The following is a 23,214-nucleotide window of genomic DNA, read 5'->3' on the forward strand; positions in this document are numbered from 1 at the left end:
TCCCGCTCGTCCTGACCACGCGTTGCCCGAGAGGAACCTGCCATGACGAACACGCAGAGGACCGCGAAGAGCACCACGAAGAGCGTTAAGAGCACCACCGGCGCCGGCACCGCCGACAAGACGTACGACGGGTTCACCGAGGAGGAGCGGGGCGCGATGAAGGAGCGCGCCAAGGAGCTCAAGGCATCCTCTCGACGCGGATCGCGCGCGGCCAAGGCCGATGGCGGCAGCGAGGTGCGCGCCAAGATCGCCGAAATGCCGGAAGCGGACCGCGCCCTCGCCGAGCGCATCCACGACATCGTCAGGACCAGCGCCCCGGACCTGGCGCCGAAGCTCTGGTACGGCATGCCCGCGTACGCCAGGGACGGCAAGGTCGTCTGTTTCTTCCAGAGCGCACAGAAGTTCAAGAGCAAGTACGCCACGCTGGGCTTCAGCGACCTGGCGAAGCTCGACGACGGCGCCATGTGGCCGTCCGCGTACGCCCTGACCGAGTTGACCGCCGCCGACGAGGCGCGGATCGGCGAGCTCATCAAGCGGGCCGCCGGCTGAGACCGGCCTGCCCCTTCATGGGCAGCGCCCGCCCGATCTCCCTCACCTCCGACCTCCCTCAATCACCCATGTCTGTGCGGTAGTTGATCCCTAGGTGGTCGCTGCCGACGTCGCCGGGAGCATCTAGGGTGAGGGGCGAGATCACGATCGGCGGATGCTCAGGAGAGGGAACCGTGACAAGTGACGCACGCTCCGGTGGCTCTGGCAGCAGGATCGACACCAGCAGGCCGCACACGGCACGGATCTGGAACTACTGGCTGGGCGGCAAGGACAACTACTCCGTCGACGAGGCAGCGGGTGACCAGATCCGGCAACTCCACCCGGGCATCGTGGACTACGCCCTGGCCGACCGGGCGTTTCTGGGGCGCGCGGTGCGCTATCTGGCCGGCGAGGTGGGGATACGCCAGTTCCTGGACATCGGCACCGGCCTGCCCACGGTCGACAACACCCATGAGGTCGCCCAGCGCACAGCCCCGGACGCGAAGATCGTCTACGTCGACAACGACCCTCTCGTCCTGAGCCACGCCCAGGCCCTCCTCACCAGCACGCCGGAGGGCAGAACCGACTACCTCGACGCCGACCTGCGCAACGTCGAGCAGATCCTTGAGTCCGCCGCCAAGACCCTCGACCTCACCCGGCCCGTGGCACTCATGCTGCTGGGCGTGGTCATCTTCGTAGGCGACGACGAGGACCCGTACGGCATCGTCAGGCGCCTGCTCGACGCCCTGCCCTCCGGTAGCCATCTCGTCCTGTCCCACACCATCACCAGCCCGGCCATGCCGGACGTGGACGCGGCCGTGGCGTTCTGGAACGAGCACGGCACACCGAAGCTGAACCAGCGCACACCGGAGCAGGTCGCGCGGTTCTTCGACGGCCTGGAACTGCTGGACCCCGGCGTCGTCTCCTGCTCGCGCTGGCGTCCGGAGGCTGCCACCGCCGCCGAGCCCGATGAAGTGGCGATGTTCGGTGGGGTCGGGCGGAAGAGGTAGGGGGAGATAACGTGCTGCTGATCTCGAGGCCTTCGGATGTGTCAGGTGTCGTCTTCATCGACATAGACGGCACGCTCGTGCCGGCTCCGGGCTCGGCCGTCCACGTCGCCCGCTACTTGGGGACGGAGGCGGCCATGGCCGAAGCCGAGGCCGACTATGCGGCCGGAAGGCTGACCAACCCTCAGGTTGCCGCTGCCGACGCGAAAACCTGGTCCGGCTACACGGAGCGGGAGATCGACGACTGGCTGGCCGGCGTTCCACTCGTGGACGGTATCGAGGAGACCGTCGCTTGGTGCCGAGGGCAGGGGCTCATCCCCGTTCTGGCCACGCTCGCCTGGCAGTCCATAGGCAAACACCTCTGTCACCGGTTCGGGTTCGACGCGTACTGCGGACCCGAGTTGGAGACGGCGGAAGGACGATTCACCGGCCGCGTCCTGGCAGAGCTCGACGAGTACGGCAAGCGTGACTTTGCCGTTCGCTACGCCGGGTCGCTCGGCCTTTCCCCTCAAGACTGCGCTGCCATCGGCGACAGCCGTTCAGACCTGCCGCTCTTCAGGGAGGCGGGACTGAGCATCGCGTTCAATGCCGACCAGCAGGCACGTGAGACAGCCGGAGTCTGTGTGGATGGTGAGGACATCCGAGTCGTGATCCCTCTGCTGGAGGAGTGGCTCAAGGCGCGTGGAAGTAGCCCCTCGCTGTAGACGCGGGCCGGCCAAGCCGTGGGTGCGCGGCCTATGAGCCTGGGTCGCGCGGGCAGTTGGCGTCTCAGCGGCGGCCCGCGCGGGTCAGTGCTTCCTCCGTCTGGGCGGCCAGGGTGGGGACGAGATCGGCTGCCGAGGGGAGGTCGGTGATGAGGTCGACGGCTTCGCCGGCCCAGACCGGCTGTGGGGGCACCGTGCCGCGTGCCACGTCGTCCTGGTAGTTCTGACGGGCCTGGGGGTCGGCGGCGAGTTCCGCCTCGCGGCCGCGCCATTGGTCGAGGTAGGGGTGGCCGAGGGTGCGGGCGGGGTACTTCGCCGGCCATCGGGAGCCGCGGGCAATGTCCAGGACCGAGCTGCGCTCGGTGTCCCGGCCGCGTCCTTCGACGATCGCCTTGGTGATCGAGGGGTGCACCAGGGCCTCTGTGGTGGCCTGGAAGCGGGTGCCGATGAGCGCTCCGGCAGCGCCCAGCACGAGTGCGGCCGCCACGCCGCGGCCGTCGGCGATCCCGCCGGCCGCCAGTACGGGCACCGGGTCCACGAGATCCACGACCGCCGGCACGAACGGCAAGGTGGAGCGCCCGTGCCGGGCTCCGTGCCCGCCGCTCTCGGTTCCCTGGGCCACGATCACGTCGGCGCCCAGGTCCGCGGCCTGCTCGGCCTCCTCCAGATCCGTGACCTGGAGGATCAACAGCGCCCCTGCTCGGCGGACACGTTCCGCGTAAGGGCTGGGGTCTCCGAACGACAGCATCACGGCCCTCGGCCCGTACTCCAGAGCCCGCTCCACGGCGGCGACGTCGATTGCCCAGGTCAGGAATCCGACGCCCCACGGACTGTTGGTGCCCGCGACGATCGGCACCTCGCGTGCCAGCCACTCCGGGGCCCCGAACGCGCCGCCCAGGATCCCGAATCCACCGCCGCGCGAGACAGCCGCGGCCAGCGCGCCGCCGGCCGACCCACCCATCGGCGCCAGCGCGATCGGGTACCGCACGTCGAACATCTCTGTGAACGCCGTCGAGAACGCCATGGCCACATCATCACTCCTCGCCCAACGGGTCGGCGCACAAATGCGGCAGGAAATGCGCGGTCAGCGGGGATGAATGCGCTACTTATGGCGGCCATAGGCGAAGCCATGCGGCGATCAGGAAGCGTCAACCGGTCGGCGTGGCTTACATCTGCGGCCGGCGGGCCTTCGGGCTGATGCGTCGGCCGATCGGATATCGACACAGCGGAACGGTGAGCCATCATGATTTCAGAACTGTCCGGTACCACGGCACTGGTGACCGGTGCGACCAGCGGCATCGGCCGTGCCACGGCGATCGCGCTGGCCCGTCTCGGCGCGAACGTCCTGGTCTCGGGGCGTGACGAGACCCGGGGCGAGCGGGTCGTGAAAGAGATCCGTGCGGCTGGTGGCCAGGCGCTGTTCCTGGCCGGCGAATTGAAGGACGCGGCCTCCGCACGTGCCCTCGCCCGCCGCGCCAAGCAGGAGGCCGGCCAAGTGGATGTACTGGTGAACAACGCCGGCATCTTCCCCTTCGGGCCCACGGAGCAGACCAGTGAGGAAGAGTTCGAGGCGGTCTACTCCCTCAACGTCAAGGCGCCCTACTTCCTGGTGGCCGAACTCGCGCCGGACATGGCCGCACGAGGCCGTGGCGCGATCATCAACGTCACCACCATGGCCGCCGAACTCGGCGCCGCCGGCATGAGTCTTTACGGCTCCAGCAAGGCCGCGCTGACCCTGCTCACGAAGGCCTGGGCCGCCGAGTACGGGCCGCGCGGCGTGCGGGTCAACGCGGTCAGCCCCGGCCCGACCCGTACCGAGGGCACCTCGGGCACTCCGGGTGCGGAGGATGACCTCAACGCTCTGGCCGCGGCCGGTCCCGCGGGCCGCCCCGGCACGGCCGAGGAGATCGCCTCCGCCATCGTCTTCCTCGCCACCGACAGTGCCGGCTTCATGCACGGTGCCGTCGTGCCTGTGGACGGCGGCCGTACGGCCGTCTAGTGCTCAGGGCCTGTCCGGCGTACCAGGGTGCGCCGGACAGGCTCCGAAAACCGGTGGAACGGCGCCGCTGCGGGCCATTACCGTGCTGCCGAACCAAGTCGCCCAGGCAAGGACGTGCCGTTGTACACCGTGTGAGACCTCCCGAGCGCTGATTTGTCGCGCGTCGCGCATACGCGCCGCGCTCCTTTTTGCTGCGGACTTCTCACTGAAACCGGTGTACTTCTGTGCTCAATAGCTGGGTGGTCATGCCCACCTGCCTGCCGCTCGTTCTCCGCCGTTGCCACGCGTGCGCGTCCCACCGCTTCCGGGCAAACGGAAAATTCCGCGTCAACGCCAACCACAAGCTCATCGACGCCTGGCTCCTCGCGCTCTGTACCGCTTGCGGGGAAACCACAAAGCTCACGGTCCTGGAGCGGATGAATGTGCGCTCCGTACGGCCCGAGCTGCTGGACCGGATGCATGACAACGACCCTGGCCTGGCAGCTGAGTTGCTCCAGGATCCGGTCGTGCGGCGCCGTAATCGCATCGCCCTCGACTGGGACGATGCCTGGCGCCTCGACACCGGCGGATCGGATCACCTGGACCGCGAGGTGATCGACGTCCTGGTCCGCTTTGCGGCGCGCATCCCTGTCCGGCCGGTGCGGCTGATCGCTGACGGCTGCAGTCTGTCGCGGACCGGGGTCGAGAGACTGATCGAGGAGGGGAAGCTCGTCTCGGCAGTCCGGCTGAGCGGCAAGCTCTCCGGCGACTTCACCTTCACGCTCAAGCGCTGAGCCCTCCTCACGACAGATCAGGTCGCTTCCCCCGCTCCTTTGTGTGGGGGAAGCGACCAGGCCAGTGGTGGCGTCCTGGCTCCCGAGTCAGTTCGGTCCGCGGAAGTCGAGCGCCGCGAGGAGGTGTCCCAGGTCGCGGCGGTGGGAGCCGGCGTCCCACACCGCCCAGGTGCGCCGCACCAGCGGGTGGCCCACCAAGGGGAGCCACGTGACCGTGTCCGGCAGTGGCTGGGACCAGCCGGGGGGTGCCAGCGTGAAGGCACGTCCGGCGCTGACGGCGGCGAGTTTGACCTCGGCGATCAAGGTCTGGCCGTCCGGCGGCGTCGGGCCCACGGCAATCCCGTGACTGCGCAGGGTGGCGGTGAGTTCGTCGTACCACGCGGGGCTTCCCGAGCGCGGGAAGCCGATCCATTCCAGACCGGCCAGAGCGTCAAGGCGAATTCCCTGAGGGCCGACGAGGCCCGCAGCCCGTTCGGCCGCGAGCAGCACCCCCAGGCGTTCCTCGACGACGAGCATCGCGTCGAGATCCTGTCCGATCGGGCGCTCGCGCAGGAGCCCGAGATCAAGATCATGGCTTTTCAGCTCCGCGAGCTGGGCCGAGGTAGACAGATGCCGGGCCTGGACCCGGGTGGCCGGATAGGCCTCGGCGAGGTCGGCCAGCGCCTTGGACAACAGGTCGGACGGCAGCTCCAGGGGGATGCCGAGCCGCAGGGTCGCGGCACCCGGGGCGGTGTGAACAGTCATGGCGGCCAGAGCCTGGTCGTGGCGGGCCAGAACGCCGCGGGCCTCGCCGAGCAAGGTCATCCCGGCGTCCGTGGCCTCGACGCCGGTGGTGCTGCGGACCAGCAGCTGGACGCCGAGTTCGCGTTCCAGCGCGTTCATCGTCTGGGACAGCGCGGGCTGGCTGATGTGCAGCCTGCGCGCAGCGGCGGACAGCCCGCCCTCTTCGACGACCGTCACGAACGCGCGCATGGTCCTGATCTCCATGCGCCCATCGGACCATGGTCGTCGGCCACGATGTCAACGGGTCCGGCACGTGTCGGTCTCGGCCCCGAGCGACCGCCCGCGCCCGGCCGGCCCACCACGTCGCCGGGGCGACGACTACGCCATTCGAATCGGTTATGGCGGCTCACGGCCAGCCGTCTGGCCAGCGGGTATGCCTTGTAAGGCAGTTGAGGTTGTGTAGGGCGAGAGGGCGGTCGCGTCGCCCACGCCGGCTGAGGAGCTCTCCATGACTACCAGCACCCCCGCGTATTTCTCGGTGTTCGAGAACCTCGCGATGACCCGTACCGACTCGGGTGTGCTGACCGTACGGTTCCACACCGACGGCGGCCCGGCCACGTTCATCGGGCGGATGCACACCGACCTCCCGCGCGCCGTGTACGAGATCGGCGACGACCGCGACAACCGCGTCCTGGTTCTCACCGGCACCGGCGACCGTTTCATGACCGACATCGACGGCGCCGGCCTCGGCGACATCGCCAGGCCCGCCAACTGGGACCGCACCGTCGGCGAAGGCCGCCGCGTCATGCAGCGACTGGTCGACCTGGAGATGCCGGTCATCGCCGCCGTCAACGGCCCGGTGTCCGTCCACAGCGAGTACGCGTTTCTGTCCGACATCGTGGTCGCCGCCGACACCACCGTCTTCTCCGACTTCCCGCACCTGACCTTCGGGATCGTTCCCGGCGACGGCGTCCACATCGCCTGGGAAGAGGCTCTGGGTCTCAACCGCTCGCTACCTCACCCTGACCCAGGGCTCTTTCACCGCCGAGCAGGCCGAGCGCTGGGGCGTCGTCGCCGAGGTCCTGCCCCTGGACAAGGTTCTTGCCCGCGCGCAGGAACTGGCCGAGCAGCTCGCCGCCAAGCCCCAACTGCTGACCCGCTACCTGGCCGTCACCCTGCGCCGGCGCGTCAGCCGTCGCATGGCCGAAGGCACCGTGCTCGGAATGGCCCTGGAAGGCCTCACAGCCGCCGATCTCGCCCACCAGCAGAAGTGAGCACGTTCCGATGACCACCACGCAGACACACACACCTGACGCCACGGAGAGCGATGACCGTTGGCACTTGGCCCTCCACACCAGTTCACGACGCCTCGCCGACGTGGTGGACGGGTTGTCGCAGAAGGAAATGGACCGGCCGTCCATGGCCGACGGATGGAGCATCGCGCAGGTCCTGTCCCATCTGGGCAGCGCCGCGGAGATCTCGACCGGCCTGCTCGAACGCGGCATCGCCGGAGACGACACCGGACCGCGGAGGGAGGCAGTCACGCCGGTATGGCAACGTTGGGACGCCCTTTCCGGCCCCGCGCAGCGCGAGGAGTGGAAGGCCGCTGACGCTCGCCATCTCCAGCTCCTCGACTCGCTCGACGCCGAGCAGCGCGACTCGGTGCGGGTGCCGTACTTCGCCGGGCTGCTGGACGTCACCGCCTACGCCGGATACCGGCTGTCGGAGCAGTCGGTGCATGCCTGGGACATCGAGGCGGCCCTGGACCCCCTGGCCGTGATCCCGATGCCGGAGGTCCATCTGCTGTGGGAGCGGCTGGACCTGGTCGCCACGCGCTTCCGGGACGCCGCCACCCTCGCCCGCCTCGGGACCCGGCAGCTCACGGTCACTCTGACCGATACGTCCAGGACCCTGCTTCTGGACCTGGGAGCCGAGCTGCACCTGTACCCCTGCGAGCCGGCCGACCCGGTCGGCGAGGTGTCCGGGACGGCCGAGGCCGTGCTTCGGCTCGTATACGGGCGCAACCGTGACCAGGACGACGTCAGCGTGACCGGCTCGGTGACTCCGGCGGACCTTCGCTCACTGTTCCCGGGGTTCTAGACCCCTCACACACCGCCACCGACACGGAAGAACGGAATCGGACAGTGGGATGGACATGACCAAGGACACGTACACGGACATGGACACGGACTCGGACAGGGAGAAGACGATGCACGCCGATCTCGTGGTGATCGGATTCGGGAAGGGCGGTAAGACCGTCGCCGGGCGGATGGGCGCACTGGGCAAGCGAGTTGTGATGATCGAGGCGTCCGACCGGATGTACGGCGGGACCTGCCCGAACGTCGGGTGCGTGCCGACGAAGGCGCTGGTGCACCACTCGGGCAAGCGCCGGCCGGACGACCCGCCTCAGGAGTTCTACGCACACGCGGTCAACCAGGTCCAGGAACTGACGGCCCTGTTCCGAGCCGGGAACTACGAGGCGCTGAACGGGGCGGACACGGTCACGGTGATCACCGGACGGGCGTCGTTCACCGACGCGCACACCGTGGTCGTCGGGGAGGGCGCGGACCGGATCACCGTCACCGGAGACACCATCCTGATCAACACCGGCTCTGAACCGGTCATCCCGGACATCCCCGGACTGCGGGACAACCCGCGCACTGTGACGAGCACCCAGCTCATCGAACAGACCTGGCTGCCGGAGCGGCTGGCGATCATCGGTGGCGGCTATCTCGGGATCGAGTTCGCCGCGATCTATCGTCGGTTCGGCTCCCAGGTCACCGTGTTCGAGACGGCGCCGAAGATCTTTGGGCGGGAGGACGACGACGTCGCCGCGGCGGCCGAGGCGATTCTGGTCGACGAGGGCGTCCAGGTCCTGTCCGGCTCCCGCGTCACGGAGATCCGCGACGGCGGGTCGGCTGCGACCGTGGTCTACGAACGCGACGGAGTCGGCGCGAGCATCGAGGTGGACGCCGTGCTGGCCGCCGCCGGGCGCGCTCCCGTCACGAAGGGGCTGGGGCTGGCAGCCGCGGGAGTGCTCACCACCGAGCGGGGAGCGGTCGCGGTGGACGAGTATCTGCTTACCAGCCAGCCGCACATCTTCGCCCTGGGCGATGTCAACGGTGGGCCGCAGTTCACGTACGTCTCCCTGGATGACAGCCGCATCGTCCTGGACCAGCTCGTCGGGAAGGGCAAGCGCACCACGACGGACCGCGTCGCCGTACCCCACACCCTTTTCATGACCCCGCCGCTGGCGACCGTGGGCCTGACCGAGAAGCAGGCCCGCGCCGCCGGACACCGGGTCAAGATCACAAGCCAGCCCGTCGCAGAGATCGTCGCCATGCCCCGGGCCTACGCCGTGGAGGAGACCCGCGGCCTGATGAAGTTCGTCATCGACGCGGAGAGCGACCGGATCCTGGGCGCCGCACTCCTCAGCGTCGACGCGCAGGAACTGATCAACACCGTCGCGCTGGCCATGCGGCACGGCATCACTGCTACTGATCTGCGCGACGCGATCTACACCCACCCCAGCTCCACCGAGGCGTTCAACGACGTCCTCGGCGCCATCGTGCGTATCGACGAACCGGGAATCGCGCAGGCCTGAGGCCCGGATCAGGGACGTCCACGCCGACCGGCGTCTCGGTACAACGATGGGTTGTGTTCTTATGGCGGGTCGGTTGTTTGATCTCGTCGTCTGCTCCTCGCTTTGATGTCGGTGGTCAGCGTGTGGTTGTTCGGGGCGGCGAGAGGTGCGGTGGGCGTGAAGGGCAGGAGGGCGCTGGGGCGGCGGTTCGGGTGGTTGTGGGCGGCGTTCGCGGTCAGCTCGTACGGCACGGGATTCGGGTTCGGCGCGTTTCCCTTGATCGCGATCCTCGTGCTGCACTCCGGGCCGACCCAGGTGGCCGCGCTGGCCGCCGCGGGGCGGGCCGTGGGGGCCGTGGTCGCGGTGCCGCTCGGGCCGTGGATGGAGTTCCGGCGTAAGCGGCCCGTCATGATCGCGATGGACCTGATCCGGTTCGCGGCGCTGATGAGCGTCCCCGCCGCGTTCGCGTTCGGCCGGCTCAGCTTCCCCCAGCTCCTGGTTGTCTCCGTCGTCGTCGCCGCGGCCGACATCGCCTTCAGGGCGGCCAGCGGCGCGTATCTGAAGTCGCTCGTGGCGCCGGAGGACCTGCTCGTAGCGAACGGCCGGTTCGAGTCCACGACGTGGACCTCGATCGTGGTCGGGCCGCCGCTCGGCGGCGCCGCGATCGGGATGTTCGGCCCCGTGACGACCGTGGTCGCCGACGCGGTCAGCTACCTGCTCTCGGCGCTCGGCATCCGCGCGATCGGAGGGACGGAAACGCGCCCCGCGCGGGCCGCCGCACCGCGGCTGCGCGCCGGTGATCTGCTAGAAGGGTGGCGCTACATCCTCAGCCACCGCACGCTGCGCCCGCTGTTCCTCAACTCGATCGTTGTCAACGGCCTCATCATGGCGTCCGAGCCGCTGATCGCCGTGCTCATGCTGAGCCGACTCGGCTTCGCACCCTGGCAGTACGGTCTCGCGTTCGCGGCCCCATGCATCGGTGGACTCATCGGCTCACGCCTGGCGCACCCGCTCGTGGCACGGCTCGGGCAGCACAAGGTGATGCTCGTCGTCGGGGCGTTGCGTGCGTGCTGGCCCATCGGACTGGCGTTCGTCCAGCCCGGTGTCCCCGGAATCGTGCTCGTCATCGCCGTCCAGCTCGGCCTGGTGACCTGCTGCGGCCTGTTCAATCCGGTGCTTGCCACCTATCGGCTCGAACACGCCGACCCCGACCGGGTCGCCCGCACGCTGTCCGCGTGGTCGGTCAGCAGCAGTCTCTCGATCGCGGCTCTGACCGCCGTGTGGGGTGTCGTCGCCGCCACCACCGGCCCGCGCATCGCGATCGCGCTCGCCGGAGTCGTCCTCCTGGCCACCCCGCTGCTGCTCCCGCGCCGCGAGAAGGCGCCCCGGAGCACGGGGGAGCAGGCCGCCGCCAGCCTCACCTGACGGGGTCATCCGCGGTGTCCTTGGTGGTGAGCACGGTCGCGCGGAAGGACGTGACGACCGGGCGCAGATCGATCTGGTGCCATGCTGCCCAAAGGCGTACTGACCTTTGGAACCAGGGGAGTTCACGGACGGTGACCCCTGGGGTGTCGCCTCGCAGCATGCTCTCCTGGACGAGCGTCATACCGAGGCCGGACGCGGCCAGACCGAGAGCGGTGAGAGGCTCGGGGGCTTCGAGCCGGATGTCGGGCGTGAACCCGGCCGCCGCGCAGGAGGCGACGAAGTCGTCGCGCCAGGCGGGCTGTTGGCTGTTCTCGATGGCGATCCACGGCTGATCGTCGAGGTCTTCGGGCAGGATTTCCGCCCGCCCCGCAAGTGCGTGACTGCTCGGCATGGCCAGGAGCAGGGGGTCTTCGAGGAGGAGGGCGCTGCGCAGGTCGGGGTCCGTCTCGGGGGGTGCCTCCGGCACGAGGGCGATGTCCAGACTGCGTTGGCGCAGGCCCTCGAACTGCTGGGCCGCGGTGAGGTCGTAGAGGGCGACGTGGATGCCCGGGCGCTCGTCGTGCAGGGCGCGCAGCGCCTGGGGCAGGATCCCGGTGTGCATGGCATCGCCGACGTATCCCACGCACAGGCCGCCTTCCTCGCCGCGGCCCAGGCGGCGGCCGAGATTCTCGAGCCGGTCCGCGTGCCGCAGCAGGGCCGTGGCCTCCGTGAGGAAGACGCGGCCGTCGGAGGTGAGGCGGAGGCGCTGCTGGCTGCGCTCGAACAGGGTCAGGCCCAGGTTCTTCTCCAGCTGGGCGATCTGCCGGCTCAGCGGTGACTGGGAAATGTGCAGGCGATCGGCGGCGCGGCCGACGTGTTCCTCCTCGGCCACGGCCACGAAATAGCGAAGTTGTCGCAGGTCAAGCATGTAAGACCTCGGGGGACTCAAGTGTGTCCAAGCAAGTCTTGGACAGTCTGACTCCTCGATCCTAACCTCGACAGAGCAAGAGCCGCGGAGCAGGATAAAAGCGTCCTGATCCCCGCATTACGCCGCGAACAGAAAGTTTCCCACCATGGGTATCAAGTCCCTCCTGCCGGGATCCCTCGGCTTCGGTACCGCCCCGCTCGGCAACATGTTCCGCAGCATCCCGGACGAGGAAGCCGCGGCCACCGTCGAAGCCGCCTGGGACCAGGGCATTCGCTACTTCGACACTGCGCCCTTCTACGGCGCGGGCCTGTCCGAGCTGCGCCTGGGCGAGGTGCTGGCCGGCCGGCCGCGCGACGAGTACGTGCTCAGCACCAAGGTCGGCCGCGTCATCCTCGACGAGCTGGAGGACCCCGCCGACCGCGACCTGGGCGAGAAGGGCGGCCTGTTCGAGCACGGCCGCGCGAACAAGATGGTCGACCTCTACACCGCGGACGCCACCCTGCGCTCCATCGAGGACAGCCTCAAGCGCCTGAAGACGGACCGTCTCGACATCGTCTGGGTGCACGACGTCGCCCAGGACTTCCACGGCGACGAGTGGCTCGCCGTCTACGAGACGGCGCGCACCGGTGCCTTCCGCGTCCTGCAGAACCTCCGCGACGAGGGCGTCATCAAGGCCTGGGGCCTGGGCGTCAACCGCGTGGAGCCCATCGAGCTCACCCTCGACCTCGACGAGCCCAAGCCCGACGCGTTCCTCCTGGCCGGTCGCTACACGCTGCTCGACCACAACCGGTCCCTGCAGCGCCTCCTGCCCGCCGCCACCGAGCAGAACGTCGACATGGTCGTCGGCGGACCCTACAGCTCCGGCATCCTCGCCGGCGGCCAGCACTTCGAGTACCAGAAGGCCCCGGCCGACATCATCGCCAAGGTCGAGCGGATCAAGGCGCTCGCCGCCGCGCACGGTGTCAGCATCAAGGCCGCCGCCCTGCAGTTCGCCCTGGCGCACCCGGCGACGGCCGCCGTCGTCCCCGGCGCGACCCGGCCCAGCCGCATCGCCGAAGACGTCGCCGCCCTCGACGAGAACGTCCCGGCCGCCTTCTGGACCGCGCTCCGCGACGAGCAGCTCATCGCCGCCGACGCCCCCACCCCCACTGCCTGACCCCGACTCCACGGCACACGCAAGGAGCAGCACATGGCCACCACCGCCACCGCCACCATCGACCTCCCCCGATCCGCCGAAGACGTCTGGCAGCTCATCGGCGGCTTCGACTCCCTGCCCGACTGGCTCCCGTACATCCCCAAGAGCGAGCTGAGCGAAGGCGGCCGCGTCCGCCGCCTGACCAACCAGGACGGCGGCGTCATCGTCGAACGCCTCAAGGCCTTCGACCACGACAAGCGCACCTACTCCTACGCCATCGAGCAGGCGCCCTTCCCCGTCACCGACTACCTCTCCACCCTGACGGTGCGCGACATACCCGGCGCACCCGGAACGTCGCAGGTGGAATGGACGGGCTCGTTCACGCCCGTCGGCGTCAGCGAGGCCGACGTCGAGGAGCTCTTCCACGGCATCTACGCGGACGGCCTCGCCGCACTGCTCAAGACCGTCAACACCTGAGGACGACGCCGGTGTTGGACCGGTCACGCCATGCCCCGGGTGCCGACTTGTGACGCTGTCGGCACCCCAGGTGCTCTACGGTCGAGGAGAGACGGATCATGGCGTGGCGCAGCCAGGTGGCTGCCGCCCCTCCCGGAAGTGGAGTCAGGTGAAGGACGACGAAGTACGTGCGCGCTTCGACGGCCGTGGCTGCGTGGAGCTGATCCCCGGACGCCCCACAACCGCCAGGCTGGGACGGATCGAAGAGATCGCCCACGCGCTCGGCTACCAGCAGCACTCCATCGAGAACCTCGGCCGCGCGGGGCTCCGGCTCGTCTACGGACGCGACGACGGCCCCCAGGCGCGCCGCCGCGCCGAGCTGACCATCGCCCGGCTGCGCGAGGGCGGTCCCCTGCTGCCGGCGATCGAGCCGCCCCCGCCCCCGCCACCCACTCCGCCGCCCCCGGCCCCCTCACAGGCCCCGCCCCGGCAGCGCAGCCGCCCTCTCCCGGCGCCCCCACCACCCCCACCGCTGTTTCCGCCCCCACCATCCCGACCGCCGGGCCCACCGCCTCCGCCCTCCAGCACTCCGACCTCATAACGGCGCCGGCCAGATGAGGGCCGCCGATGAATTTCCGGGGCGGGCGCGGTCATGAAGGGTGGACCAGCCACGGCTCAGGAGGAGGCGCGGGATGCGCACTCTGGCGATCACCCAGAACATCACCGTCGACGGTTGCGTCGAGATGCTCACCGATTGGTTCGAACCGCAGGCCCAGGGCAACGCGGACATGGCCGATGTGCTGGCGGAGGGCCACCGTCAGGACAGCGAGGCAGATGCGCTGCTCGTGGGCCGGCGAACCTTCGAGGACTTCCGCGGCTACTGGCCCGGGCTGACCGACGACACCACGGGCACCTCCGACTACCTCAACCAGGTGCGGAAGTACGTCGTGTCCGGCTCGATCGAGGACCCGCAGTGGGAGAACTCGATCGTCCTGTCCGGCGACGCGGTCAAGGAGGTCACCGCCCTGAAGGCGCTGGAGGGCGGCAAGGACATCGTGCTCACCGGCAGTATCAGCTTGGCCCACACGTTGATCGAGGCGGGCCTCGTCGACGAGTACCGCCTCTTCGTGTACCCCGTCGTCCAGGGCCGCGGCAGGCGCCTCTTCCCCGATGGGTACGAGGTACCGCGACTGCGGCTCGTGGACTCGAAGTCCTTCCGGAGCGGGATCGTGCTGCTGCGCTATGTCCCGGCCTGACCGGGCCGGCGGCCGCCTATGGCCGGGGGCGGTCGGCTAATCCGCTGTTGTCGGGTCAGCCGGCCACGGAGACCAGCGCGATCGTGACGTTGTCGGGACCGCCCGCGGCCATGGCGGCTTTCCACAGCTCGAAGACGGCCCGGCCGCCGTCATGCTCCCGAAGGACATCGTCGATCTCGCTCTCGAGCACGGGATCGGTCAAGCCGTCACTGCACACCAGCATGCGCGTACCTGGGGTGAGTGCGGACGTGCTGACATGCGGCGTGATCGCGCTGAACGTCGGTGCGCCACCGAGCGCCTGCGTGACGATCGACGTGGTGCGCCGACCGTGCGCGAGCGGCGGGCTGTCGTCCACGCTCACCTGGTGGAGGGTGTCGTCCGTGGCGGCCCGGTCACCGGTGAGGCCGCCGTCGGCACTCGTCTCGATGCCGTCCCCGGCCGGGCCCACTTCGATCACCCTGCTGTCGCCGACGTTGAATACGAGCAGTTCCTGTTCGAGGATCACGACACCTGCGACGGTCGTCCCCATCGTGGACAGCTCCGGGGCGCGGTCGGCCGCCGCGTACACGGCGTGATTGCACATCCCCAGCGCGTCACGAACCGCTTCCTCGCCGTCCAGCGCCGGCCCGAACAAGGCGAGCCGGCGGACGACGAGGCTGCTGGCGACCTCGCCGGCCGGCTGCCCGCCGATGCCGTCGGCGACAGCGACCACGAGTGGATGGCCGAGCGGGAACGCCATCGTCTGCGGATTCTCCGTCACCGATCCGCACAGCGTCCATGGGCCGACGACCAGGCTGTCCTCGTTGTGCTCGCGCCTGAGTCCGGGGTGGCTCAGCGCCGTGACCGATATATACGGCATAGGGGGTGCCGCCCTTCCGCGAAGGAGCGCATCATCCGCACCACCATTGTCGCGCCGGAGAGCGGCCCGGGTCGCGCGGTGCGCACGCCCCGAGTTGCGCGGCGCCGCGAACGGGGTTAGCCCGGAGGTAAGGGCAGGAGGTGCCTGCCCTTACCTGCGAGGGCCTCCGAGAGGGGCGAGCGCTGTGCGGTTCACGGATCGTACTGATGCCGGGCGGCGGCTGGCCGCAGCGGTCCAACATCTGCGTGACGAGGAGCCGGTCGTCCTCGGGCTGCCCCGTGGCGGGGTTCCGGTGGCTTTCGAAGTGGCGCGTGCGCTCGGCGCCCCGCTCGATGTGATCGTGGTCCGCAAGCTCGGCGTCCCCTACCAGCCGGAACTGGCGTTCGGCGCGATCGGCGAGGGCGGCGTGCGGGTCCTCAACGACGACGTCGTGCGCCACTGCGGGATCGAACCGGGCCGCATCGCGGCCGTCGAGCGCGCGGAGCGACAGGAGCTGGAGCGGCGGGCACGGAGGTACCGCGGCGGGCGGCCTCCGGCAACCGAGGAGGCCCGCACGAGGACCGGCGAGGCCCGCACCGTGATCGTCGTGGACGACGGGATTGCCACCGGCGCCACGGCGGCGGCGGCGTGCCAGGTCGTACGGGCGCAGGGCGCGGCCCGCGTGATCCTCGCCGTGCCGGTCGCGCCGCCGGACGCGGTGCGCAGACTGAGCGTGGTGGCCGACGACGTGGTGTGCCTCTCCGTACAGCCCCTGTTCGGTTCCGTCGGTGAGTGGTACGGCGACTTCACGCAGACCACGGACGAGGAAGTGGCCGCATGTCTGGCACGGGCCGAGGCGGACCCCGCACGCGTCCGGCAGGCACCGGTCACGACCGGCGTGGAGGTGGAGGCCGCCGGAGTCCGGCTGGCCGGAGACCTCGCACGGCCGGAAGGGGCCGCGGGGCTGGTGATGTTCGCCCATGGCTCCGGCAGCAGCCGGCACAGCCCGCGTAATCGTGCGGTGGCGGAGGTGTTGCAGGAAGCGGGCCTCGGCACGCTGCTGTTCGACCTGCTCACGCCCGCCGAGGAAGCCGACCGGGACAACGTCTTCGACATCGGCACGCTTGCCGGCAGGCTGGCCGGAGCCACCCGCTGGCTGCGCGACCGCGAGTCGGCGCCGATCGGATACTTCGGTGCCAGCACCGGGGCCGCGGCGGCGCTCCGGGCGGCCGCCGACGACCCGGACATCGGCGCAGTGGTGTCCCGCGGCGGACGGCCCGACCTGGCCGGACCTCGCCTCGACGACGTACGAGCGCCGACCCTGCTCATCGTCGGCGGGGCCGACACGACGGTGCTCGACCTCAACCGTGCCGCCCAGGCTCAACTCCGTTGCGAGAACCGGCTTGAGATCGTGCCCGGAGCGACGCATCTCTTCGAGGAACCCGGAGCGCTCGACCGGGTCGCCGCCCTCGCGAGGTCGTGGTTCACCACGCACCTGACGGCAGGCAGCGACCCTTCAACGTCGGCGCGCCGGGAGCCACATCACTGACCGGTTCGGAGCCGGGCGCCGGAGGGCCTACCGGTTGCTCACCGCGAAACGCATCAGCGCCCGCTCGTCGCCCTGCTTGATCTTCCCCGTCTCGTTCAGCACCTCGAGCTTCCAACTGCCGTTGACCCGGATCGCCTTGGCGACACGGCAGCCGTTGTCGTTGGTGAGCAGGCTCGGCCAGATGTCGGCGACCTGCTGGGAGGTGCCGCCGGTTGCGTCGTACACCTTGAAGCTGATGTTCCGCGCCTTCGTGAAGGAGCTGGACTTCTTGTAGGCGGCGGCCACGAAGACGATCGACGTGATGTTGGCCGGGACGCGGCCGAACTCGACGGTCACTGTCTCGTCGTCCCCGTCGCCGCGCCCCGTCTGGTTGTCGCCGCTGTGCACCAAGGAGCCGTTGCCCAGCGGGTCCAGGGAGTCGAGGCCTGCGAGCCGTACCGGGTCCGCGCCTTGCAGTGCGACGGCGATGAGGTCGAGGTCCGTGCCGACGTTCCGGCGGAGCTTGCCCATCAGCCCGCCGCTGCTTCCGGCGGTGGGGTCCCAGGACACGCCTATCGACAGGTGGGTCACACCGTCGAGATCTGCCGGTCCGTCTTCCTTGGTGAGCGTGATCATGTGAATTCCTCGTGATGGTGGAGTGCAATGCATGAAGTCTGCCGATATCGCTCGCCGCTTGATACACCAGGTCCGAAATTGGTGTCGGTCGGTCCTGCGTCAGGGAGTGAGCGGGCGCCTTCGGCGGGGGATGCGGTGGCGGCCGCCTGATCCCAGATGAACGACGCCGGCCGCGAGTGCCGCGCATGTGATGCTCGCGAACCGCACGTTCAGACGCGCCTGATGACGTCTGTGCGGCCTCCGTGCGTGGAGACGGCTCCGGGCTGCGGTGCAGAAAGGCACCACAGCCCGGAGGGCAATCGCTCAGGCCACGCTGTTGCGCAGCTCCGCGAGGCTGTCCTTGGTCAGGTGCCGGGGCGTGCTGTCGGTGTCGACGAGGACGACCGTGCACGTGGCGGAGTGGGTGAGCGCGGTGGTGAGACTGCCGTCGGCGAACTGGGCGAGGGGGCCGCGCGGTGAGTGTCCGATGGCCACGGCGCGGGCGTGTACGTCCGCCGCGTGGTGGGCGAGGGCGCGGCCTGCGGCGGCGTGGTCGCCGACGCTCGTCAGGATCTGGCCGGTGGCGGCGATGCCGTCGGCGCTGAGGCGGTCGAGGTGGGCGGTCACGGCGGCGCGGGCCTGTTCGTCCGTCTCGGTGTCGACGGCCTGTTCCTCGACGACCGCGGTCTGCTGGACGTGGACGACCTCCAGCGGACTGCCCGTGTCGAGAGCGAGCCGCGCCGCGGCGTCGACGATGCAGGCGGCCTTGTCGTGGGCTCCTACGGCGACGATGACGGGCGGCGCGTCGGTCGAGGCGGCTGTCTTGCCGACAGGCGTGAGCGACGGACTGACGGGTTCACTCTCGACCGGGTTCGCCTCGGCCTTGCGCAGCAGACCATGGCCGCTGGCCAGTACGGGGATGGCCAGGAGGAAGGTGGCGGCGCCCAGATAGAAGGGCACGCTCAGGTCCGTGGCGTCGGCGAGCTTGCCCGCGACGAAGGGGGCGAGGCCACCGCCGATGAAGCGCAGGAACCCGTAGGCGGATGAGGCGACGGGGCGCTCGACGGGGGAGACGAGCATGACGGCCTGTGTGGTGAGGGTGTTGTTGATGCCGATGAAGGCGCCGCTGACGATGACGGCCACGATGACGACTGTGGGGGTGACGACGCCGGCGGCGATGATTGCCATCACGATGCCGAGGCCGAGCAGGTTGGCGTACAGGACGGGGGCCGTGCCGAAGCGGGCCTGAAGACGCGGGGCGAAGAAGACGCTGAAGGCGGCCACCAGCAGTCCCCAGCCCGTGAAGACCAGACCGAGCTCGTGCGCGCTCAGCTTCATCGGGTACGGGGCGTAGCCGAGCATCGTGAAGAAGCCCCAGTTGTACAGCAGGGCCATGATGCCCATCGTCAGCAGACCGCGGTGGCGCAGCGCCTTGAGCGGCGCGATCGGTGAGGTGGGGCGGCTCGGCTTGGGCAGCGAGGGCACGAACGCGAGGGTCGCGACCAGTGCGATGGCCATCAGCACGGCGACGCCGAAGAACGGGCCGCGCCAGCTGATGCCGCCCAACTCCCCGCCCAGCAGCGGGCCGACGGCGATCCCGAGGCCGAGCGCGGCCTCGTACAGGATGATCGCGCCGCCGAAACCGCCGCTCGCGGAGGCGACGATGACGGCGAGGGAGGTGGCGATGAACATCGCGTTGCCCAGGCCCCAGCCGGCGCGCATGCCGACGATGCCGTTGACGGAACCGGCCGTGCCGGCGAGTGCGGCGAAGACGACGATGACGACCAGGCCCACGACCAGGGTGCGCTTGGCGCCGATACGGCTGGATATCCAGCCGACGAAGAGCATGGCGACCGCGGTCACGATCAGGTAGCTGCTGAAGAGCAGGGAGACCTGGCTCGGTGAGGCGTGCAGGTTCTCGGCCAGGGCGGGGAGGATCGGGTCGACCAGGCCGATGCCCATGAACGAGATCACGCAGGCGAACGCCACGGCCCAGACGGCTTTCGGCTGCTTGAAGGGACTGGCGGCCTTTCCATGCGGTGCACTCATGCGCGGTTCTCTCCAAAGTGTCGAGAAGAGGGGTGGGGCGGAGGGGGTGCGGGGGAGCGGACGGGCTGCGGCGGGATGGGTCAGTCCTGGGCCGTACGGGTCTGGCGGTCCTGGATGGCGCGGGCCAGGGCGGGCAGCGCGGTCCGCACCGCCTGCTGCTCCGGCTCGGTCAGCTCCCCGATGAGCAGATCGAGGGCCTGGGTCCGCTCGGCGCGCCGCTGCCGGAAGACCTCGAGGCCGCTCTCGGTGGCTTCCACGAGGACGGCCCGGCCGTCGTTGTGGTCAGCCACTCGGCGTACCAGGCCCGCACGTTCCATGCGGGTGACGAGCTGGGTCATGTTCGGCTGGGAGACACCTTCGGCCCTGGCCAGCTCGCTCAGTCGATATGGGCCTTCGCGGCCCAGCCGGCCGATCGCGGACGAGGCCGCCGTGCTCAGGCCGCCGGCGACGGCGCTCTGCCGCACGTAGCGGACCATCTGCTCCACGGCGATCATCAGGCCTTCGGCCCGGGGATCGACTTCCATAACCCGCTTATCCATAAGCGCATTATGCATCTACTTGTAGCATGAATCAATACCGCGTGGCTGGGGTGCTGTGTGTCTGGTGGCCGCGCTTTTGAGGGACGTATATCGACATGGATGGACGTCGTCCGGACAGAAGTCGCCCATTTGCGGCGTGCGGCGCCTGTGGGTGTCGTGCGAGTGTCGGGGGTGTGGTCGATCAGGGCGGGTCGGTCACCGACCGCTTCCGCGCACACCTGACCGCCTGACCAGAGGAGAAGCACATGCCCCACTCCTTCGATCCGTACAGCGTCCTGCCCTCAGTGCCGGAGTTCGGCTTGCACAGCACGGACATCGCGGACGGGAAGCCCCTCGATGTCGCACAGTGCAGCAGTCTCTTCGGAGGCCCGGGCGAGGATCGCTCACCACAGCTGTCCTGGGAGGGCTTCCCCGCCGACACGCAGAGCTTCGCGGTGACCTGCTTCGACCCGGACGCGCCGACGGCGAGTGGCTTCTGGCACTGGGCGGTGTACGACATCCCCGCGTCGGTGCACGAACTGGAGGCCGGCGCTGGGGCGCCGGGCGGGAAGTACCTTCCCGTCGGCGCGAAGATGCTGGCCAACGACGCGGGCGGGCACAGCTTCCTCGGCGCGGCGCCCCCTCCCGGGCACGGCCCTCACCGTTACATGTACGCCGTCCATGCGGTGGACACGCCCGAGCTGGATGTGCCGGCGGCGGCTTCCCCGGCCTGGCTGGGCTTCCAGCTCTTCACCCACGCGGTGGCGCGGGCCGTGATCACCCCGATGTTCGAGAATCCGGCCTGAGCACCTACGACTGACAGCGCGGAAGCCCAGGAGTGGCCGCGCAGGCCAGGAGCAGCCCGAGAGCCCAGGAGGTCGTCCTCCCGGGCTCTCGGGTTCGGGTCGTAGGGGGAGGGGCGGCGCTCAGTCCTTGATCTCGCAGATGGTGGCGCCGGAGGTGATGGAGGCGCCGATCTCGGCGCTGAGGCCCTTGATGGTGCCGGTGCGGTGGGCGTTGAGGGGTTGTTCCATTTTCATGGCTTCCAGGACGACGACGAGGTCGCCTTCCTTGACTTCCTGGCCTTCTTCGACGGCGACCTTGACGATGGTGCCCTGCATGGGGGAGGCGAGGGTGTCGCCGGAGGCGGCGGGGCCGGACTTCTTCGCGGCGCGTCGTTTGGGTTTGGCGCCGGCGGCGAGGCCGGTGCGGGCCAGTGACATGCCGAGGGAGGAGGGCAGGGAGACCTCGAGGCGTTTGCCGCCGACCTCGACGACGACGGTCTCGCGGCCGGTTTCCTCGTCGCTGTCCGTGTCGGGGGTGGCGGCGAAGGGCTTGATCTCGTTGACGAACTCGGTCTCGATCCAGCGGGTGTGGATGGTGAAGGGGTCGCTGGTGAAGGCCGGGTCGGTGACGACGGCGCGGTGGAAGGGGATGGCGGTGGCCATGCCTTCGACCTCGAACTCGGCCAGGGCGCGGGCGGCGCGCTGCAGGGCTTGTTCGCGGGTGGCGCCGGTGACGATGAGTTTGGCGAGGAGGGAGTCCCAGGCGGGGCCGATGACGCTGCCGGTCTCGACGCCGGCGTCGAGGCGGATGCCGGGGCCGGTGGGGGTGCGAAGCGGGTGACGGTGCCGGGGGCGGGGAGGAAGCCGCGGCCGGGGTCTTCGCCGTTGATGCGGAACTCGAAGGAGTGGCCGCGCAGGGCGGGGTCGGTGTAGCCGAGTTCTTCGCCGTCGGCGATGCGGAACATCTCGCGTACGAGGTCGATGCCGGCGACTTCTTCGGTGACGGGGTGTTCGACCTGGAGGCGGGTGTTGACCTCGAGGAAGGAGATGGTGCCGTCCATGCCGACGAGGAATTCGACGGTGCCGGCGCCGACGTAGCCGGCTTCCTTGAGGATGGCTTTGGAGGCGGTGTAGAGCTGTTCGTTCTGCGCCTGGCTGAGGAAGGGGGCGGGGGCTTCTTCGACGAGTTTTTGGTGGCGGCGCTGCAGCGAGCAGTCACGGGTGGACACGACGACCACGTTGCCGTGCTGGTCGGCGAGGCACTGGGTTTCGACGTGGCGGGGCTTGTCGAGGTAGCGCTCGACGAAGCATTCGCCGCGGCCGAAGGCTGCGACGGCTTCGCGTACGGCGGAGTCGTAGAGCTCGGGGACCTCTTCGAGGGTGCGGGCGACCTTGAGGCCGCGGCCGCCGCCGCCGAAGGCTGCCTTGATGGCGATGGGCAGGCCGTGTTCCCGGGCGAACGCGACGACTTCGTCGGAGCCGGATACGGGGTCCGGGGTGCCGGCGACCAGGGGGGCGCCGGCGCGCTGGGCGATGTGCCGGGCGGCGACCTTGTCGCCGAGGTCGCGGATGGCCTGCGGGGGCGGGCCGATCCAGATCAGTCCGGCGTCCAGGACGGCCTGGGCGAACTCCGCGTTCTCCGACAGGAATCCGTAGCCGGGGTGGATGGCGTCCGCGCCGGAGTCCTTGGCGGCCTGCAGCACCTTCGCCATGTCGAGATAGCTGGTGGCCGGGGTGTCACCGCCCAACGCGAACGCCTCGTCCGCGGCCCGGACATGCGAAGCGTCCCGGTCCGGTTCCGCGTAAACGGCAACGCTCGCGATACCGGCATCCCGGCACGCCCGGGCCACGCGGACAGCGATTTCGCCACGGTTGGCGATGAGGACTCTCTTCAGCATGCCTGCTCCAGCGCGGGTTCCGGGGTGTCGGTGGTGGCGGTCGTGTCGGTGGTGGCGAGCAGGCGGTCGACGGTCTCGACGATGCCGCCGATGCCCGCGCCGGGGGTGAACACGGCGTGGACGCCCAGTGTTTCGAGGGCCGTGACATCGGCGTCGGGAATGATGCCGCCGACCAGGAGGCGGACGTCGCCCGCATCCTCTTCGGCCAGCAACTGGATCACCTTCTCGACGATCGTCAGATGGGCACCCGAGAGAACGGAGAGCCCGAGGAGCGGCGCGTCCTCGGCGATGACGGTCGCGACGATCTGCTCCGGGGTCTGGTGCAGGCCGGTGTAGATCACCTCGTAGCCCGCGTCGCGCAGCGCCCGGGCGATCACCTTGGCGCCACGGTCGTGGCCGTCGAGGCCGGGCTTGGCGATCACCACGCGAGCGCGCGGTGCCGGTGCGTGACCGGCGCGAGGCGCGCCCCGTTGCACGGTGTTCATGA

General features: G+C 69.7%; 22 protein-coding genes and 2 pseudogenes. 15 read left to right on the forward strand and 9 right to left on the reverse strand.

The genetic code is table 11. The annotated features are described in order from the left end of the window. The first annotated feature begins 42 nt into the window (after nt 1-42). The 3 genes from OG574_RS43600 (at nt 43) to OG574_RS43610 (ending at nt 2,239) form a co-directional block, all read left to right on the forward strand. Complete coding sequence (locus tag OG574_RS43600; protein WP_326777753.1) at nt 43-549, forward strand: iron chaperone; 507 nt, start codon at nt 43-45, stop codon at nt 547-549. A gap of 173 nt (nt 550-722) precedes the next feature. After that, a complete protein-coding gene (locus tag OG574_RS43605; protein WP_326777754.1) occupies nt 723-1,538 on the forward strand; it encodes an SAM-dependent methyltransferase in 816 nt (271 codons plus the stop codon). Between the two features lie 11 nt (nt 1,539-1,549). Continuing rightward, the gene (locus OG574_RS43610) at nt 1,550-2,239 is read left to right on the forward strand and encodes an HAD family hydrolase (protein ID WP_326777755.1); all 690 of its coding nucleotides are present in this window, start codon (nt 1,550-1,552) and stop codon (nt 2,237-2,239) included. Nucleotides 2,240-2,303: 64 nt separating this feature from the next. Here OG574_RS43610 and OG574_RS43615 read toward each other — a convergent pair whose 3' ends face one another. Next, nucleotides 2,304-3,263 (reverse strand): NAD(P)H-dependent flavin oxidoreductase, encoded by a 960-nt coding sequence (locus OG574_RS43615; RefSeq protein ID WP_326777756.1) that lies wholly within the window; start codon nt 3,261-3,263, stop codon nt 2,304-2,306. 219 nt (nt 3,264-3,482) lie between these two features. Here OG574_RS43615 and OG574_RS43620 point away from each other — a divergent pair, with 219 nt between their 5' ends. Both OG574_RS43620 and OG574_RS43625 read left to right on the forward strand, forming a co-directional pair. Next, complete coding sequence (locus OG574_RS43620) at nt 3,483-4,238, forward strand: SDR family NAD(P)-dependent oxidoreductase (RefSeq protein WP_326777757.1); 756 nt, start codon at nt 3,483-3,485, stop codon at nt 4,236-4,238. Nucleotides 4,239-4,483: 245 nt separating this feature from the next. Then, on the forward strand, nt 4,484-5,011 hold the full coding sequence (locus OG574_RS43625) for a DUF1062 domain-containing protein (protein WP_326777758.1): 528 nt from the start codon (nt 4,484-4,486) through the stop codon (nt 5,009-5,011). Nucleotides 5,012-5,098: 87 nt separating this feature from the next. Here the strand turns inward: OG574_RS43625 and OG574_RS43630 are convergent, their stop codons facing one another. Further along, nucleotides 5,099-5,998: a LysR family transcriptional regulator gene (locus OG574_RS43630; RefSeq protein WP_326777759.1), complete on the reverse strand. Its 900-nt coding sequence runs from the start codon at nt 5,996-5,998 to the stop codon at nt 5,099-5,101. A gap of 292 nt (nt 5,999-6,290) precedes the next feature. Here OG574_RS43630 and OG574_RS52880 point away from each other — a divergent pair. The 4 genes and pseudogenes from OG574_RS52880 to OG574_RS43655 all read left to right on the forward strand — a co-directional run bounded on the left by OG574_RS52880 (nt 6,291) and on the right by OG574_RS43655 (nt 10,742). Next, nucleotides 6,291-7,008: pseudogene (locus OG574_RS52880) on the forward strand (enoyl-CoA hydratase/isomerase family protein). 10 nt (nt 7,009-7,018) lie between these two features. After that, complete coding sequence (locus OG574_RS43645) at nt 7,019-7,834, forward strand: maleylpyruvate isomerase family mycothiol-dependent enzyme (protein WP_326777762.1); 816 nt, start codon at nt 7,019-7,021, stop codon at nt 7,832-7,834. Between the two features lie 55 nt (nt 7,835-7,889). Next, entirely contained in the window at nt 7,890-9,338 is a 1,449-nt protein-coding gene (locus tag OG574_RS43650) for an FAD-dependent oxidoreductase (protein ID WP_326777763.1), read from the forward strand. Nucleotides 9,339-9,494: 156 nt separating this feature from the next. Beyond that, entirely contained in the window at nt 9,495-10,742 is a 1,248-nt protein-coding gene (locus OG574_RS43655) for an MFS transporter (protein ID WP_326777764.1), read from the forward strand. On the opposite strand, the gene OG574_RS43660 is transcribed toward OG574_RS43655, so the two are convergent. Then, nucleotides 10,735-11,649, reverse strand: a complete 915-nt coding sequence (locus tag OG574_RS43660) for a LysR substrate-binding domain-containing protein (protein ID WP_100594357.1) — start codon at nt 11,647-11,649, stop codon at nt 10,735-10,737. The genes OG574_RS43655 and OG574_RS43660 overlap by 8 nt on opposite strands. A 145-nt stretch (nt 11,650-11,794) precedes the next feature. Between OG574_RS43660 and OG574_RS43665 the strand changes: the two genes are divergently transcribed. The 4 genes from OG574_RS43665 to OG574_RS43680 all read left to right on the forward strand — a co-directional run bounded on the left by OG574_RS43665 (nt 11,795) and on the right by OG574_RS43680 (nt 14,496). Next, nucleotides 11,795-12,805, forward strand: a complete 1,011-nt coding sequence (locus OG574_RS43665) for an aldo/keto reductase (RefSeq protein WP_326777765.1) — start codon at nt 11,795-11,797, stop codon at nt 12,803-12,805. A gap of 33 nt (nt 12,806-12,838) precedes the next feature. Beyond that, nucleotides 12,839-13,261: an SRPBCC family protein gene (locus tag OG574_RS43670; protein WP_326777766.1), complete on the forward strand. Its 423-nt coding sequence runs from the start codon at nt 12,839-12,841 to the stop codon at nt 13,259-13,261. Nucleotides 13,262-13,409: 148 nt separating this feature from the next. Then, complete coding sequence (locus OG574_RS43675) at nt 13,410-13,841, forward strand: hypothetical protein (RefSeq protein ID WP_326777767.1); 432 nt, start codon at nt 13,410-13,412, stop codon at nt 13,839-13,841. A gap of 91 nt (nt 13,842-13,932) precedes the next feature. Beyond that, complete coding sequence (locus tag OG574_RS43680) at nt 13,933-14,496, forward strand: dihydrofolate reductase family protein (RefSeq protein ID WP_326777768.1); 564 nt, start codon at nt 13,933-13,935, stop codon at nt 14,494-14,496. Between the two features lie 55 nt (nt 14,497-14,551). Here the strand turns inward: OG574_RS43680 and OG574_RS43685 are convergent, their stop codons facing one another. Further along, complete coding sequence (locus tag OG574_RS43685) at nt 14,552-15,355, reverse strand: PP2C family protein-serine/threonine phosphatase (protein WP_326777769.1); 804 nt, start codon at nt 15,353-15,355, stop codon at nt 14,552-14,554. A gap of 184 nt (nt 15,356-15,539) precedes the next feature. Between OG574_RS43685 and OG574_RS43690 the strand changes: the two genes are divergently transcribed. Beyond that, the gene (locus OG574_RS43690; RefSeq protein ID WP_326777770.1) at nt 15,540-16,883 is read left to right on the forward strand and encodes a phosphoribosyltransferase family protein; all 1,344 of its coding nucleotides are present in this window, start codon (nt 15,540-15,542) and stop codon (nt 16,881-16,883) included. A 27-nt stretch (nt 16,884-16,910) separates the two neighbouring features. Here the strand turns inward: OG574_RS43690 and OG574_RS43695 are convergent, their stop codons facing one another. The 3 genes from OG574_RS43695 to OG574_RS43705 all read right to left on the reverse strand — a co-directional run bounded on the left by OG574_RS43695 (nt 16,911) and on the right by OG574_RS43705 (nt 20,065). After that, nucleotides 16,911-17,498, reverse strand: a complete 588-nt coding sequence (locus tag OG574_RS43695) for a TerD family protein (protein WP_100594350.1) — start codon at nt 17,496-17,498, stop codon at nt 16,911-16,913. 303 nt (nt 17,499-17,801) lie between these two features. Further along, the gene (locus OG574_RS43700; protein ID WP_326777771.1) at nt 17,802-19,526 is read right to left on the reverse strand and encodes an MFS transporter; all 1,725 of its coding nucleotides are present in this window, start codon (nt 19,524-19,526) and stop codon (nt 17,802-17,804) included. An 80-nt stretch (nt 19,527-19,606) separates the two neighbouring features. After that, on the reverse strand, nt 19,607-20,065 hold the full coding sequence (locus OG574_RS43705) for a MarR family winged helix-turn-helix transcriptional regulator (protein ID WP_326777772.1): 459 nt from the start codon (nt 20,063-20,065) through the stop codon (nt 19,607-19,609). A gap of 245 nt (nt 20,066-20,310) precedes the next feature. Here OG574_RS43705 and OG574_RS43710 point away from each other — a divergent pair, with 245 nt between their 5' ends. Continuing rightward, on the forward strand, nt 20,311-20,850 hold the full coding sequence (locus OG574_RS43710) for a YbhB/YbcL family Raf kinase inhibitor-like protein (RefSeq protein ID WP_326777773.1): 540 nt from the start codon (nt 20,311-20,313) through the stop codon (nt 20,848-20,850). A 120-nt stretch (nt 20,851-20,970) separates the two neighbouring features. On the opposite strand, the pseudogene OG574_RS43715 reads toward OG574_RS43710, so the two are convergent. Together OG574_RS43715 and OG574_RS43720 are read right to left on the reverse strand one after the other, a co-directional pair. After that, nucleotides 20,971-22,724: pseudogene (locus tag OG574_RS43715) on the reverse strand (acetyl/propionyl/methylcrotonyl-CoA carboxylase subunit alpha). After that, on the reverse strand, nt 22,721-23,212 hold the full coding sequence (locus tag OG574_RS43720) for a cobalamin B12-binding domain-containing protein (protein ID WP_326777774.1): 492 nt from the start codon (nt 23,210-23,212) through the stop codon (nt 22,721-22,723). The pseudogene OG574_RS43715 and the gene OG574_RS43720 overlap by 4 nt, the downstream one beginning before the upstream one ends. Nucleotides 23,213-23,214 lie beyond the last annotated feature (2 nt).

The organism is Streptomyces sp. NBC_01445 (assembly GCF_035918235.1).
Lineage (GTDB): Bacteria > Actinomycetota > Actinomycetes > Streptomycetales > Streptomycetaceae > Streptomyces.

What these genes read in the sequence shown, in the direction of transcription:
- OG574_RS43600 (WP_326777753.1), top strand. Translation starts at nt 43, where the DNA reads ATGACGAACACGCAGAGGACCGCGAAGAGCACCACGAAGAGCGTTAAG.
- OG574_RS43615 (WP_326777756.1), bottom strand. Translation starts at nt 3,263, where the DNA reads ATGGCGTTCTCGACGGCGTTCACAGAGATGTTCGACGTGCGGTACCCG.
- OG574_RS43620 (WP_326777757.1), top strand. Translation starts at nt 3,483, where the DNA reads ATGATTTCAGAACTGTCCGGTACCACGGCACTGGTGACCGGTGCGACC.
- OG574_RS43625 (WP_326777758.1), top strand. Translation starts at nt 4,484, where the DNA reads ATGCCCACCTGCCTGCCGCTCGTTCTCCGCCGTTGCCACGCGTGCGCG.
- OG574_RS43630 (WP_326777759.1), bottom strand. Translation starts at nt 5,998, where the DNA reads ATGGAGATCAGGACCATGCGCGCGTTCGTGACGGTCGTCGAAGAGGGC.
- OG574_RS43645 (WP_326777762.1), top strand. Translation starts at nt 7,019, where the DNA reads ATGACCACCACGCAGACACACACACCTGACGCCACGGAGAGCGATGAC.
- OG574_RS43650 (WP_326777763.1), top strand. Translation starts at nt 7,890, where the DNA reads ATGACCAAGGACACGTACACGGACATGGACACGGACTCGGACAGGGAG.
- OG574_RS43660 (WP_100594357.1), bottom strand. Translation starts at nt 11,649, where the DNA reads ATGCTTGACCTGCGACAACTTCGCTATTTCGTGGCCGTGGCCGAGGAG.
- OG574_RS43665 (WP_326777765.1), top strand. Translation starts at nt 11,795, where the DNA reads ATGGGTATCAAGTCCCTCCTGCCGGGATCCCTCGGCTTCGGTACCGCC.
- OG574_RS43670 (WP_326777766.1), top strand. Translation starts at nt 12,839, where the DNA reads ATGGCCACCACCGCCACCGCCACCATCGACCTCCCCCGATCCGCCGAA.
- OG574_RS43680 (WP_326777768.1), top strand. Translation starts at nt 13,933, where the DNA reads ATGCGCACTCTGGCGATCACCCAGAACATCACCGTCGACGGTTGCGTC.
- OG574_RS43685 (WP_326777769.1), bottom strand. Translation starts at nt 15,355, where the DNA reads ATGCCGTATATATCGGTCACGGCGCTGAGCCACCCCGGACTCAGGCGC.
- OG574_RS43695 (WP_100594350.1), bottom strand. Translation starts at nt 17,498, where the DNA reads ATGATCACGCTCACCAAGGAAGACGGACCGGCAGATCTCGACGGTGTG.
- OG574_RS43700 (WP_326777771.1), bottom strand. Translation starts at nt 19,526, where the DNA reads ATGAGTGCACCGCATGGAAAGGCCGCCAGTCCCTTCAAGCAGCCGAAA.
- OG574_RS43705 (WP_326777772.1), bottom strand. Translation starts at nt 20,065, where the DNA reads ATGGATAAGCGGGTTATGGAAGTCGATCCCCGGGCCGAAGGCCTGATG.
- OG574_RS43710 (WP_326777773.1), top strand. Translation starts at nt 20,311, where the DNA reads ATGCCCCACTCCTTCGATCCGTACAGCGTCCTGCCCTCAGTGCCGGAG.
- OG574_RS43720 (WP_326777774.1), bottom strand. Translation starts at nt 23,212, where the DNA reads ATGAACACCGTGCAACGGGGCGCGCCTCGCGCCGGTCACGCACCGGCA.